Raw genomic sequence first — 13,095 nt, 5'->3', positions numbered from 1 at the left:
AGACCGAGCGATGTTCCGCCGTACGTTCTGGTTCAGCACGGGTGTCGCCGCCGGTGTGTGGGCCACCACCAAGGTCAACCGCAAGCTCAAGCAGCTCACCCCGGAGAGCCTCGCCGCCACCGCGGCGAACAAGGCACTGGAGACGGGCCGGCTGATGAAGGATCGCGCGGTGGGCTTCGCCCTCGACGTTCGCGACAACATGGCCCAGCGGGAGGCCGAGTTGGAGGACGCGCTCGGCATCAAGGAGAGCCCCGAACTCCCCGCACCCCGGCGGTACGCCGCCATCGAGAACGACCGAAGCAAGCCGAAGTACATCGAGAACCCGACGTACTCGCACAACCGGAATGAGGACCACTGATGGAGTCGGCCGAGATTCGCCGCCGCTGGCTGAGCTTCTTCGAGGAGCGCGGGCACACCGTCGTCCCTTCGGCGTCGCTCATCGCGGACGACCCGACTCTGCTCCTCGTCCCGGCCGGCATGGTGCCCTTCAAGCCCTACTTCCTTGGTGAGGTCAAGCCGCCCTACCCGCGCGCCACCAGCGTGCAGAAGTGTGTGCGCACACCCGACATCGAAGAGGTCGGCAAGACCACGCGGCACGGCACGTTCTTCCAGATGTGCGGCAACTTCTCCTTCGGCGACTACTTCAAGGAAGGCGCCATCAAGCTCGCCTGGGAGCTGCTCACCAGCCCCCAGGACAAGGGCGGTTACGGCCTGGAGCCGGAGAAGCTCTGGATCACCGTCTACAAGGACGACGACGAGGCCGAGCGCATCTGGCACGAGGTCGTCGGCGTGCCGATGGAGCGCATCCAGCGCCTGGGCATGAAGGACAACTTCTGGTCCATGGGCGTCCCGGGCCCGTGCGGCCCCTGTTCCGAGATCAACTACGACCGCGGCCCGGAGTTCGGCGTCGAGGGCGGCCCCGCCGTCAACGACGAGCGGTACGTGGAGATCTGGAACCTCGTCTTCATGCAGTACGAGCGCGGCGAGGGCACCGGCAAGGACAACTTCGAGATCCTCGGCGACCTCCCGAGCAAGAACATCGACACGGGCCTCGGCCTGGAGCGACTCGCCATGATTCTGCAGGGCGTGCAGAACATGTACGAGATCGACACCTCCATGGCCGTCATCAAGAAGGCCACCGAGCTGACCGGTGTCGCCTACGGCGACGCCCACGCGTCGGACGTCTCCCTGCGCGTGGTCACCGACCACATGCGCACGGCCACCATGCTCATCGGTGACGGCGTCACTCCCGGCAACGAGGGCCGCGGTTACGTCCTGCGTCGCATCATGCGCCGCGCCATCCGCAACATGCGTCTGCTCGGCGCCACCGGACCGGTCGTCAAGGACCTCATCGACGTCGTCATCGGCATGATGGGCCGGCAGTACCCGGAGCTGGTGACCGACCGCGAGCGCATCGAGAAGGTCGCCCTCGCCGAGGAGAACGCCTTCCTCAAGACGCTGAAGGCCGGCACCAACATCCTCGACACCGCCGTCAGCGACACCAAGGCCGCGGGCTCGACCGTGCTGCCCGGCGACAAGGCGTTCCTGCTCCACGACACCTGGGGCTTCCCGATCGACCTCACCCTGGAGATGGCCGCCGAGCAGGGGCTGTCCGTGGACGAGGACGGCTTCCGCCGCCTGATGAAGGAGCAGCGGGAGCGCGCCAAGGCCGACGCCCAGGCGAAGAAGACCGGTCACGCCGGTGCCGGTGCCTACCGTGAGATCGCCGACAAGGTCGGCGAGACCGACTTCATCGGTTACACCGACACCGAGGGCGAGTCCACCATCGTCGGCATCCTTGTCGACGGCGCCTCCTCCCCGGCCGCCACCGAGGGCGACGAGGTCGAGATCGTCCTCGACCGCACCCCGTTCTACGCCGAGGGCGGCGGCCAGATCGGCGACACCGGCCGCATCAAGGTCGACTCCGGTGCCGTCATCGAGATCCGCGACTGCCAGAAGCCCGTCCCGGGCGTCTACGTCCACAAGGGCGTCGTCCAGGTCGGCGAGGTCACCGTCGGCGCCAAGGCGCACGCCTCCATCGACGACCGCCGCCGCAAGGCCATCGCCCGCGCCCACTCGGCCACCCACCTCACCCACCAGGCGCTGCGCGACGCCCTCGGCCCGACGGCCGCCCAGGCCGGTTCCGAGAACCAGCCCGGCCGCTTCCGCTTCGACTTCGGCTCGCCGTCCGCCGTTCCGACGGCCGTGATGACCGATGTCGAGCAGAAGATCAACGAGGTGCTCGCCCGTGACCTCGACGTCCGTGCCGACGTCATGGGCATCGACGAGGCCAAGAAGCAGGGCGCCATCGCCGAGTTCGGCGAGAAGTACGGCGAGCGCGTGCGCGTCGTGACCATCGGCGACTTCTCCAAGGAGCTGTGTGGCGGCACGCATGTGCACAACACCGCCCAGCTGGGCCTGGTGAAGCTGCTCGGTGAGTCGTCCATCGGCTCGGGTGTGCGCCGTATCGAGGCCCTCGTCGGCGTCGACGCCTACAACTTCCTCGCTCGCGAGCACACGGTCGTCAACCAACTGACCGAGCTACTCAAGGGGCGCTCGGAGGAGCTGCCCGAGAAGGTCTCCGCGATGATCGGCAAGCTGAAGGACGCCGAGAAGGAGATCGAGAAGTTCCGCGCAGAGAAGGTGCTGCAGGCCGCCGCCGGTCTGGCCGAGTCCGCCAAGGACGTCCGCGGCATCGCGGTCGTCACCGGCCAGGTCCCGGACGGCACGACCCCCGACGACCTGCGCAAGCTGGTCCTCGACGTGCGCGGCCGCATTCAGGGCGGCCGGGCCGCCGTGGTCGCCCTCTTCACGGTCAACAACGGCAAGCCCCTCACGGTCATCGCCACCAACGAGGCCGCCCGCGAGCGCGGTCTCAAAGCCGGCGACCTGGTCCGTACGGCCGCCAAGACCCTCGGCGGCGGCGGTGGCGGCAAGCCGGACGTCGCCCAGGGCGGCGGCCAGAACCCGACCGCGATCGGCGAGGCCGTCGAGGCCGTCGAGCGGCTCGTGACGGAAACGGCCAAGTGAGCGACGACACACACGCGAGTGGCGACGGCCGGGGCATGCGCCGCGGCCGTCGCCTCGCGATCGACGTCGGCGACGCCCGTATCGGCGTCGCCTCGTGCGACCCCGACGGGATCCTCGCCACCCCGGTGGAGACCGTCCCGGGCCGGGACATCCCGGCAGCTCATCGCCGCCTGAAGCAACTCGTCGAGGAGTACGAGCCGATCGAGGTCGTCGTCGGTCTGCCCCGCTCCCTCAAGGGGGGCGAGGGCCCGGCCGCGGTCAAGGTCAGGGGCTTCGCCCAGGAACTGGCCCGCATGATCGCGCCCGTACCGGTCAGACTCGTGGACGAACGGATGACGACCGTGACGGCCAGTCAGGGACTGCGCGCCTCGGGCGTGAAGTCGAAGAAGGGCCGATCGGTGATCGACCAGGCAGCGGCTGTGATCATCTTGCAGCAGGCGCTCGAATCCGAGCGGGTGTCAGGTAAAGCTCCCGGCGAGAGCGTCGAAGTGGTTATCTGATCGCGATACGGTAACGTTCCGCGCGATGCACCGGTGTTCGAACAGCCGGGGCACAAAGAGAGGCGGGACGGTAGCCGGATCTTCAGCAGCCGCGTGACCGCCGCCTCGCGGCTCTAGGGGATCGATGACTGAGTATGGCCGGGGCCCAGGCTCCGAACCGTGGCATCCCGAGGACCCGTTGTTCGGGGACGGCGGATGGGAAGGGCAGCAGGCCCACGCGGGCCAACAGCCTGCCTACGGCGGCCAGCCGCAGCACTATCCGGAGCAGCCGCAGCAGCCACAGCACTACGGCGACTGGGGCAACGGCCAGCAGGCCGCATATGGTCAGGCGCAGCAGCAGTACCGGCAGCAGGGTCAGGGACAGCAGTACCAGCAGCAGGGTCAGGCACAGCAGTACCAGCAGCAGTACGACCAGCAGCAGTACGGGGGCCAGGGACAGCAGTCGTACGACCACAACGGCTGGGGCACCGGCACGCACGCGCACGTTCAGTACACCGACCCGGCGGACCCGTACGGACAGCAGGCCGCGGCGTACGGCGGTGAGCAGCACGACTACTACGGCACGTCCGACGCCTACCCGCCGCCGGAGCCGCCGAGCCGTCGGCAGACCGAACCCGAGCCGCCCCAGACCGACTGGGATCCCGGCCCCGACCAGGGCGAACACGCATTCTTCGCCGGTGGCGGCGACGATGACGACGACGACTTCGACGACGAGTCGGGGGGCGGCCGAGGGCGCGGTGACCGCCGGGGTCGGGGCGGGAAGCCCAAGAAACGCCGCAGCGGGACCGCCTGTCTGGTGGTCGTGCTGGCATTCGTCGGCGGCGTGGGCGGAGTCGGATATTTCGGATACCAGTTTTACCAGGATCGTTTCGGCGCACCGGCGGACTATACGGGCGACGGCACGAGTGAGACGGTGACCGTCGAGATCCCCAAGGGTGCGCCTGGTTACGAGATCGGCCAGCGGCTGAAGGCCGCCGGTGTCGTGAAGAGCGTCGACGCCTTTGTGGCTGCTCAGCAGGACAACCCCAACGGAGACAAGATCCAGGCGGGCGCTTATCTGCTGAAGAAGCAGATGTCCGCCGCGAGCGCCGTGGAGATGATGCTCGACCCCAAGAGCCAGAACAGCGTGCTGGTCAAGCCGGGCGACCGAAATACGGCCGTCTACACGGCGATCGACAAAAAGCTCGAATTGTCGTCCGGCGCCACCAAGAAGATCGCTGAGGAGAAATACAAGAGCCTCGGACTTCCGAGCTGGGCGAACGACAGCAGCAAGATCAAGGACCCGCTGGAAGGCTTCCTCTACCCGGGCACCTATGCCGCCGCCAAGGGCATGAAGCCCGAGGCGATCCTCAAGGAAATGGTGACCCAGGCCGCGAACAAGTACGAGGCACTGGATCTGGAGGCCAAGGCCAAGGCCCTGAAGCTGGACAGCCCGCTGCAGGTCATCACGGTCGCAAGCCTCGTCCAGGCCGAGGGCAAGACGGATGACGACTACCGCAAGATGGCGGAAGTGGTCTACAACCGTCTCAACCTCGCGAATCCCGAGACCTACGGCGCCCTGCAGTTCGACTCGACCTTCAATTACCTGCAGGGTCAGAGCAATATCGACATCAGTGAGTCGGAGATCAAGAGCAATCCGGACCCGTACAACACGTACTACCACAAGGGTCTGCCGCCCGGCCCGATCGGAAACCCGGGGGACGGCGCGATCAAGGGGACACTGAACCCGACCGACCAGGGCTGGTACTACTTCGTGGCGACCGACGGTTTGAACAAGACCGAATTCGCCAAGACGCACGATGAATTCCTCAGGCTCAAGGACAAGTTCAATGCGAGCAGGGGCAACTGACGCCCGTCGGGCGGCCGTCCTGGGCAAGCCCATCGCCCACTCCCTCTCTCCGGTGCTGCACCGCGCCGCCTACGCGGAACTGAAGCTCACGGGCTGGACGTACGACCGTTTCGAGGTCGACGAGGCCGCTCTGCCCGGGTTCCTCAAGGAACTCGGGCCCGAGTGGGCGGGGCTGTCGCTGACCATGCCGCTCAAGCGGGCCGTCATTCCGCTGCTCGACGAGATCAGTGAGACGGCGGCCTCGGTCGAGGCGGTCAACACCGTCGTCTTCACGGACGACGGCCGCCGCGTCGGTGACAACACCGACATCCCCGGGATGATCGCCGCTCTGCGTGAGCGCGGCATCGAGCAGGTCGACTCGGCGGCCATCCTCGGCGCGGGCGCCACGGCGTCCTCGGCGCTGGCCGCGCTGGCACGCATCTGCACCGGCGAGGTGGTGGCGTACGTGCGCAGCGAGGCGCGTGCCGCCGAGATGCGGCAGTGGGGCGAGCGGCTGGACGTCGAGGTGCGGACGGCGGACTGGGCCGACGCGGACCGGGCCTTGTACGCGCCGCTGGTGATCGCGACGACCCCGGCCGGTACGACCGACGCCCTCGCCGCCGCCGTACCGGAGCGCCCCGCCACCCTGTTCGACGTGCTCTACGACCCTTGGCCGACCGCTCTGGCGGCCCGCTGGTCCATGTTCGGCGGAGCCGTCGTCAGCGGCCTCGACCTGCTGGTGCACCAGGCGGTGCTGCAGGTGGAGCAGATGACCGGCCGTGCCCCGGCGCCGCTGGATGCCATGCGGAAAGCGGGAGAGCGCGCTCTCGCGGCCCGCTAGGATCCCCTGAGTTCCGCAGGGCGGAGACAGGTTCCGCAGGGGGCGGAGAAAAACAGAGGGGGAGCACGAGCGTGTCCACTGGTGTGCCGCTGGCGTCCGGCAAGGGCGAAATATTCGAGATCGTCCTGCAGTTCATGCCGGACTGGGTGCAGATCCCCGTGCTCGTCCTGGTCATCCTCCTCGTCGTCGCCTCGTGGGTCTTCAAGCTGAAGCGCAAGGTCGACCAGAGGCGCGCGAGGCGTCAGGGTCCGGCCGTTCAGGCGGCGGCGCCGACCGGGCAGGGCAGGGGCGCCGACTACCTGGGGCCGTACGCTCCCCAGCAGCCGGCACGGCAGTCGGCACAGCAGCCGAGCGGTGCCGACTTCCTCGGCTCCTACGCGCCGCAACAGCGGCAGGGCGACGGCCCCGCCTGATCCCGTCCCGGGCCGGCGCCGTCCATCGGCCGTCCGTCTGGTGGACCGACGGCCGGGGAGCGGTGCCGGACGTGGGAGGATCGGAGGTGGCGGGCCGGGGCCGCGCACCTGGTCGCGCCGTCGACGTACGTGAGGACGCGCGTACGCAGGGCAGTACCAGGGCGCGAGCATCGAGGAGCACCGTTGAGCAGGTTGCGCTGGCTGACCGCGGGGGAGTCCCATGGCCCCGCACTCGTCGCGACGCTGGAGGGCCTTCCCGCCGGCGTGCCGATCACCACGGAGATGGTGGCGGACCACCTGGCCCGGCGCCGCCTCGGTTATGGACGCGGTGCGCGGATGAAGTTCGAGCGTGACGAGGTCACGTTCATCGGCGGCGTGCGGCACGGCCTGACCCTGGGTTCCCCGGTGGCGATCATGGTGGGGAACACCGAGTGGCCCAAGTGGGAGCAGGTCATGGCGGCCGACCCGGTCGACCCGGAGATCCTGGCGGGCCTGGCCCGCAACGCGCCCCTGACCCGGCCGCGCCCCGGTCACGCCGACCTCGCAGGTATGCAGAAGTACGGCTTCGACGAGGCCCGGCCGATCCTGGAGCGCGCCTCCGCCCGGGAGACGGCGGCCCGGGTGGCGCTGGGCGCGGTGGCCCGGTCGTACCTGAAGGAGACGACCGGTATCGAGATCGTCAGCCATGTCGTGGAGCTCGCCTCCGCGAAGGCGCCGCAGGGCGTGTACCCGACGCCGGCCGACGTCGAGAAGCTGGACGCGGACCCGGTGCGCTGCCTGGACGCGGACGCGTCGAAGGCGATGGTCGCGGAGATCGACCAGGCCCACAAGGACGGCGACACCCTCGGTGGCGTGGTCGAGATCCTGGCGTACGGCGTGCCGGTGGGCCTGGGCTCGCACGTGCACTGGGACCGCAAGCTGGACGCCCGGCTCGCCGGTGCGCTGATGGGCATCCAGGCGATCAAGGGCGTCGAGATCGGTGACGGCTTCGAGCTGGCCCGCGTGCCCGGTTCGAAGGCGCACGACGAGATCGTGAAGACCGACGAGGGCATCCGGCGTACCTCGGGCCGTTCGGGCGGTACCGAGGGCGGCCTGTCCACCGGTGAGCTGCTGCGGGTCCGGGCGGCCATGAAGCCGATCGCGACCGTGCCGCGCGCCCTGCAGACCGTGGACGTGACCACGGGTGAGGCGACGCAGGCCCACCACCAGCGCTCGGACGTGTCCGCGGTGCCGGCGGCCGGCATCGTCGCCGAGGCCATGGTGGCGCTCGTCCTCGCGGACGCGGTGGCGGAGAAGTTCGGCGGCGACAGCGTCGCCGAGACCCGCCGCAACGTGACCTCGTACCTCGACAACCTGGCCATCCGATGAGCGCAGCGCCTGTGGTCGTGCTCGTCGGGCCGATGGGGGTGGGCAAGTCCACCGTCGGGCAGCTGCTGGCCGAGCGGCTCGGCGTCGGCTACCGCGACACCGACGACGACATCGTCGCCGAGCAGGGCCGCACCATCGCGGAGATCTTCGTCGACGAGGGCGAGAGCGCCTTCCGGGCGATCGAGAAGCAGGCCGTCCACCGGGCGCTCGCCGAGCACGACGGCGTCCTGGCGCTGGGCGGTGGGTCGATCCTGGACGCGGACACGCGCGCGTTGCTCGCCGGAGAGCGGGTCGTCTATCTCTCGATGGACGTCGAGGAGGCGGTCAAGCGCACCGGCCTGAACGCGGCCCGCCCGCTGCTCGCGGTCAACCCGCGCAAGCAGTGGCGCGAGCTGATGGAGGCCCGTCGGCACCTGTACGAGGAGGTCGCCACGGCGGTGGTGGCCACCGACGGCCGTACCCCCGAAGAAGTGACTCAAGCCGCCCTGGACGCACTGGAGTTGAAGGACGCATGACTGAGGCAGTGACCCGGATCCAGGTCGGCGGCACCGCGGGAACCGACCCGTACGAGGTCCTGGTGGGCCGTCAGCTCCTCGGCGAACTGGGCGGGTTGATCGGCGGGAAGGCCAAGCGCGTCGCCGTGATCCACCCCGAGGCGCTGGCCGAGACCGGCGAGGCGCTCCGTGCCGACCTGGCCGGGCAGGGCTACGAGGCGGTCGCCATCCAGGTGCCGAACGCCGAGGAGGCCAAGACCGCCGAGGTGGCCGCCTACTGCTGGAAGGCGCTGGGCCAGTCCGGGTTCACCCGCAGCGACGTCATCGTCGGCGTCGGCGGCGGGGCGACCACGGACCTGGCCGGGTTCGTGGCCGCGAGCTGGCTGCGCGGAGTGCGCTGGATCGCGATCCCGACCACCGTGCTGGCCATGGTGGACGCCGCGGTGGGCGGCAAGACCGGCATCAACACCGCCGAGGGCAAGAACCTCGTCGGCGCCTTCCACCCGCCGGCCGGCGTGCTGTGCGACCTGGCCGCGCTGGAGTCGCTGCCGGTCAACGACTACGTGTCCGGCCTCGCGGAGATCATCAAGGCCGGCTTCATCGCGGACCCGGCGATCCTGGAGCTGATCGAGGCCGACCCGCAGGCCGCGCGGACCCCGGCCGGCCCGCACACCGCCGAGCTGATCGAGCGGTCCATCCGGGTCAAGGCCGAGGTCGTCTCGTCGGACCTGAAGGAGTCGGGGCTGCGGGAGATCCTCAACTACGGCCACACGCTCGGCCACGCCATCGAGAAGAACGAGCGCTACCAGTGGCGGCACGGTGCCGCGGTCTCGGTCGGCATGCACTTCGCCGCCGAACTGGGCCGCCTCGCCGGGCGGCTGGACGACGCGACGGCCGACCGCCATCGCACGATCCTCGAATCGGTCGGCCTGCCGCTGCACTACCGCTACGACCAGTGGCCCAAGCTGCTGGAGACCATGAAGGTCGACAAGAAGTCCCGCGGCGACCTGCTGCGCTTCATCGTCCTGGACGGTCTGGCCAAGCCGACCGTATTGGAGGGGCCGGACCCGGCCGTGCTCCTCGCCGCCTACGGCGAAGTCGGCCAGTAAGTCCGGCGAACCACCTTTCCGTCCGATTCGCCTGTGGCGATGGGCACTTCAGACCGCCACCGGCCGTTCACCAAACGGCGGCCGGTGGCGGTACCGTTCGGTAGCGAGGCGGGTTCGTGCCCGCTGCCAGCGCCAATGGCCATGGAAGACGAGACGGAGTGGCACCGGATGCAGCACGCAGTGGGTTCTCCGCTGCCGCCGCCCCACCAGTCGGGGCACGGTTGGTCACCGGCCGCACACCACCCGGGTCCGCACCACCCGGGCGCGCCCCAGGGACCCGCACCGCATCCGGGCCCGGCCCCACACCAGAGCCCGGCCCCACACCAGAGCCCGGCCCCACATCAGGGCCCTGCCCCGCACCAGGGATCCACCCCGGTGCCCCATCCGCCCCCGGCGCCGGGCTTCACACCCCCCGGCCCGGTCCCGCACACGCCGCACCACGTCCCGGCCCCGCCCGCGCCCGAGACCACGGGCCACGTACAGCTGCCCCCCGGCGGCCCCGTCGCCATGCCGAGTACCCCGCCCGCCACGGCGGCGCCCGATCCGACGAGCACGACCCTCGCGGTGCTGCTCATCGGGCCGGCGGGCGCCGGCAAGACGAGCGTCGCCAAGTACTGGGCGGACCACCGTCGCGTCCCCACGGCCCACATCAGTCTCGACGACGTCCGTGAATGGGTCCGCTCCGGTTTCGCCGACCCCCAGTCCGGCTGGAACGACAACTCCGAGGCCCAGTACCGCCTCGCCCGCCGCACCTGCGGCTTCGCCGCCCGCAACTTCCTGGCCAACGGCATCTCGTGCATCCTCGACGACGCGGTCTTCCCCGACCGGCCGGTGGTCGGCCTCGGCGGCTGGAAGCGCCACGTGGGCCCCGGTCTGCTCCCGGTGGTCCTGCTCCCGGGCCTGGAGATAGTCCTGGAGCGCAACGCCGAACGCACCGGCAACCGCCGCCTCACCGACGAGGAGGTCGCCCGCATCCACGGCCGCATGGCGGGCTGGTACGGCTCGGGCCTCCCGATCATCGACAACTCCCAGCTGGACGTCCCGCAGACGGCCCAGGTCCTGGACGACGTATTGGCACGCTCCATAGCGAGCCCACCGAAGTGGTAGCCAAGGTGAGTGGACGCACCTAAGGGGCGCGGGGAACTGCGCGACCAACCCCCACGCACCCGCAGACGGCACACAACCTCAGGCGGCACCCCGTCTCCCGAACCGCACTCGCACCAACCCGTACAATCCGGACACCGCCCACTCAGACGCCCCCAACCGGCGCCAACCCGGCGAAGCTCCTACGCTCGTGTCATGTCAGAGGTGTACGCCGCCCGCAGAACCCGCCTACGTGAACGCTGCCAAGCCAGCGGCAGCGCATCCGCGCTGGTCTCACGCCCTGCCAACGTCCGCTACCTCGCGGGCAGCGCCCCGCAGGGCTCCGTGCTGCTTCTCGGCAAGACCGAAGACCTGCTCGTGTGCAGCGGCCCGCCGGACGACCGCCCCACCACAGGCCGCCCGGACGAGGCGCTGCGCATCCACACCCTCCCCGGCGCCGGAGGCGACCCCGCCGTCGCCGCCGCCGACCTCGCGGCGGCGCAGGGCGGGGACTGCCTGGCCGTGGAGGAGCACCACCTCACCGTGGCCCGCCACCGAGCCATCCGCTCGGTCGTCCCGCGGCTGCGCCTCACCGACCTCGGCGGAGCCGTGGAGCAGCTCAGAGTGGTCAAGGACGAGGAGGAGATCTCCTGCCTCAGGATCGGGGCCGAGATCGCCGATCAGGCGCTCGGGGAGCTCCTCGAATCCATCCTCGTCGGCCGCACCGAGCGCCATCTCGCCCTCGAACTCGAACGGCGCCTGGTCGATCACGGCGCCGACGGCCCGGCCTTTGCCACCTCCGTCGCCACCGGCCCGAACGCCGGCCGGCGCGCCCACCGGCCCACGGACCGCCGGGTCGAGGAGGGGGACTTCCTCTCCGTGTGCCTGGGAGCGACGTACCGCGGCTACCGGTGCGAGATCGGCCGGACCTTCGTCATCGGTACGTCCCCCGCCGACTGGCAGATCGAGTTGTACGACCTCGTCTTCGCCGCTCAGCGTGCCGGGCGGGAGTCCCTGGCACCCGGCGCCGCCTACCGCGACGTGGACCGCGCCGCACGTCAGGTGCTGGATTCCGCCGGATACCACGAGGGCCTGCCACCCCTCACCGGTCATGGTGTCGGACTCGAAATCGACGAGGACCCGCAATTGGCTCCCGCGGCCATGGGTAAACTGGACGCTTGCGTGCCGGTCACCGTCGAACCGGGGGTCCACCTCCCGGGCCGGGGCGGTGTCCGGATCGATGACACGCTCGTCGTCCGCCCCGAGGCGGACGGCGGACCCGAGCTACTCACCATCACGACCAAGGAGCTGCTCGCGCTGTAGGTGCGTGCCCCGGGGTCGTCCACGTCAGTCCAGGAGATTCCGCAACCGTGGCTTCCACGAACGACCTCAAGAACGGCATGGTGCTCAAGCTCGAAGGCGGCCAGCTCTGGTCCGTCGTCGAGTTCCAGCACGTCAAGCCCGGCAAGGGCCCGGCCTTCGTGCGCACCAAGCTCAAGAACGTGCTGTCCGGGAAGGTCGTCGACAAGACCTTCAACGCCGGCGTGAAGGTCGAGACGGCCACCGTCGACAAGCGCGACATGCAGTTCTCCTACATGGACGGCGAGTACTTCGTCTTCATGGACATGGAGACCTACGACCAGCTGATGGTCGACCGCAAGGCCGTCGGCGACGCCGCCAACTTCCTGATCGAGGGCTTCACCGCCACCGTCGCGCAGCACGAGGGCGAGGTGCTCTTCGTCGAGCTGCCAGCCGCCGTCGAGCTCGTCATCCAGGAGACCGAGCCGGGCGTCCAGGGCGACCGCTCCACCGGCGGCACCAAGCCCGCCACCCTGGAGACCGGTCACCAGATCCAGGTCCCGCTCTTCATCACCACCGGTGAGAAGATCAAGGTCGACACCCGCACCAGCGACTACCTCGGCCGGGTGAACAGCTAACCGTGGCTGCCCGCAACACGGCCCGCAAGCGCGCCTTCCAGATCCTCTTCGAGGGTGACCAGCGCGGCGCCGACGTCCTGACGGTCCTCGCGGACTGGATCCGGCTCTCCCGGGACGACACCCGGCAGCCGCCGGTGAGCGAGTACACGATGCAGCTGGTCGAGGGCTACGCCGAGCGCGCGAAGCGGATCGACGAGCTGATCGCGCAGTACTCGGTCGGCTGGACGCTCGACCGGATGCCGGTCGTGGACCGCAACATCCTGCGCCTCGGTGCGTACGAACTGATCTGGGTCGACGAGACCCCGGACGCGGTCGTGCTCGACGAGATGGTGCAGCTGGCGAAGGAGTTCTCCACGGACGAGTCGCCCTCGTTCGTGAACGGTCTCCTCGGCCGGCTCAAGGACCTGAAGCCCTCGCTGCGCCGAGAGGAAGCGTAAGGGTTTTCGAAGACGCCGGAGGGCCCGCAGCGTCCCGCTGCGGGCCCTCCGGCGT

Annotated in this window: 13 protein-coding genes; all 13 read left to right on the top strand. The window is 69.8% G+C overall.

From position 1 onward, the window contains the following. Positions 1–10: 10 nt before the first annotated feature. The 13 genes from ACIBU0_RS37740 (at position 11) to nusB (ending at position 13,040) form a co-directional block, all read left to right on the top strand. Positions 11–358, top strand: coding sequence for a hypothetical protein (locus tag ACIBU0_RS37740; RefSeq protein WP_398827773.1), 348 nt, complete (start codon positions 11–13; stop codon positions 356–358). After that, a complete protein-coding gene (alaS, locus tag ACIBU0_RS37735; protein WP_398827771.1) occupies positions 358–3,030 on the top strand; it encodes an alanine--tRNA ligase in 2,673 nt (890 codons plus the stop codon). The genes ACIBU0_RS37740 and alaS overlap by 1 nt, the downstream gene beginning before the upstream one ends. A 35-nt stretch (positions 3,031–3,065) precedes the next feature. Further along, complete coding sequence (ruvX, locus tag ACIBU0_RS37730; RefSeq protein WP_126399301.1) at positions 3,066–3,530, top strand: Holliday junction resolvase RuvX; 465 nt, start codon at positions 3,066–3,068, stop codon at positions 3,528–3,530. Between the two features lie 124 nt (positions 3,531–3,654). Beyond that, a complete protein-coding gene (mltG, locus tag ACIBU0_RS37725) occupies positions 3,655–5,379 on the top strand; it encodes an endolytic transglycosylase MltG (protein WP_398827769.1) in 1,725 nt (574 codons plus the stop codon). Then, complete coding sequence (locus ACIBU0_RS37720; RefSeq protein WP_398827767.1) at positions 5,360–6,199, top strand: shikimate dehydrogenase; 840 nt, start codon at positions 5,360–5,362, stop codon at positions 6,197–6,199. The genes mltG and ACIBU0_RS37720 overlap by 20 nt, the downstream gene beginning before the upstream one ends. Before the next feature lie 71 nt (positions 6,200–6,270). Then, a complete protein-coding gene (locus tag ACIBU0_RS37715; RefSeq protein WP_398827765.1) occupies positions 6,271–6,612 on the top strand; it encodes a hypothetical protein in 342 nt (113 codons plus the stop codon). Between the two features lie 183 nt (positions 6,613–6,795). Then, complete coding sequence (gene aroC, locus ACIBU0_RS37710; protein ID WP_398827763.1) at positions 6,796–7,980, top strand: chorismate synthase; 1,185 nt, start codon at positions 6,796–6,798, stop codon at positions 7,978–7,980. Next, positions 7,977–8,495, top strand: coding sequence for a shikimate kinase (locus ACIBU0_RS37705; RefSeq protein ID WP_398827761.1), 519 nt, complete (start codon positions 7,977–7,979; stop codon positions 8,493–8,495). Before aroC ends, ACIBU0_RS37705 begins: the two co-directional genes overlap by 4 nt. Continuing rightward, complete coding sequence (gene aroB / locus ACIBU0_RS37700; protein ID WP_398827759.1) at positions 8,492–9,583, top strand: 3-dehydroquinate synthase; 1,092 nt, start codon at positions 8,492–8,494, stop codon at positions 9,581–9,583. Before ACIBU0_RS37705 ends, aroB begins: the two co-directional genes overlap by 4 nt. Before the next feature lie 168 nt (positions 9,584–9,751). Beyond that, positions 9,752–10,690 carry an AAA family ATPase gene (locus tag ACIBU0_RS37695; RefSeq protein ID WP_398827757.1) on the top strand — a complete coding sequence of 313 codons (939 nt, stop codon included), beginning with the start codon at positions 9,752–9,754 and terminating at the stop codon, positions 10,688–10,690. A gap of 192 nt (positions 10,691–10,882) precedes the next feature. Continuing rightward, positions 10,883–11,989 (top strand): aminopeptidase P family protein, encoded by a 1,107-nt coding sequence (locus ACIBU0_RS37690; RefSeq protein ID WP_398827755.1) that lies wholly within the window; start codon positions 10,883–10,885, stop codon positions 11,987–11,989. Positions 11,990–12,036: 47 nt separating this feature from the next. Next, positions 12,037–12,603 (top strand): elongation factor P, encoded by a 567-nt coding sequence (gene efp / locus ACIBU0_RS37685; RefSeq protein WP_015661807.1) that lies wholly within the window; start codon positions 12,037–12,039, stop codon positions 12,601–12,603. A gap of 2 nt (positions 12,604–12,605) precedes the next feature. Continuing rightward, positions 12,606–13,040, top strand: coding sequence for a transcription antitermination factor NusB (nusB, locus tag ACIBU0_RS37680; protein ID WP_398827753.1), 435 nt, complete (start codon positions 12,606–12,608; stop codon positions 13,038–13,040). The last annotated feature ends 55 nt before the right edge of the window (positions 13,041–13,095 follow it).

This window comes from Streptomyces sp. NPDC049627, from assembly GCF_044465645.1.
Classification (GTDB): Bacteria; Actinomycetota; Actinomycetes; order Streptomycetales; family Streptomycetaceae; genus Streptomyces.
Note: the sequence above shows the minus strand (reverse complement) of the source record. Positions and strands in the feature narration are given on the sequence as shown.

Excerpts from the sequence above, each read along its gene's own strand:
- ACIBU0_RS37720 (WP_398827767.1), top strand. The coding sequence starts at position 5,360 with ATGCGAGCAGGGGCAACTGACGCCCGTCGGGCGGCCGTCCTGGGCAAG.
- ruvX (WP_126399301.1), top strand. The coding sequence starts at position 3,066 with ATGCGCCGCGGCCGTCGCCTCGCGATCGACGTCGGCGACGCCCGTATC.
- ACIBU0_RS37695 (WP_398827757.1), top strand. The coding sequence starts at position 9,752 with ATGCAGCACGCAGTGGGTTCTCCGCTGCCGCCGCCCCACCAGTCGGGG.
- ACIBU0_RS37740 (WP_398827773.1), top strand. The coding sequence starts at position 11 with ATGTTCCGCCGTACGTTCTGGTTCAGCACGGGTGTCGCCGCCGGTGTG.
- ACIBU0_RS37705 (WP_398827761.1), top strand. The coding sequence starts at position 7,977 with ATGAGCGCAGCGCCTGTGGTCGTGCTCGTCGGGCCGATGGGGGTGGGC.
- alaS (WP_398827771.1), top strand. The coding sequence starts at position 358 with ATGGAGTCGGCCGAGATTCGCCGCCGCTGGCTGAGCTTCTTCGAGGAG.
- aroB (WP_398827759.1), top strand. The coding sequence starts at position 8,492 with ATGACTGAGGCAGTGACCCGGATCCAGGTCGGCGGCACCGCGGGAACC.
- mltG (WP_398827769.1), top strand. The coding sequence starts at position 3,655 with ATGACTGAGTATGGCCGGGGCCCAGGCTCCGAACCGTGGCATCCCGAG.
- ACIBU0_RS37690 (WP_398827755.1), top strand. The coding sequence starts at position 10,883 with ATGTCAGAGGTGTACGCCGCCCGCAGAACCCGCCTACGTGAACGCTGC.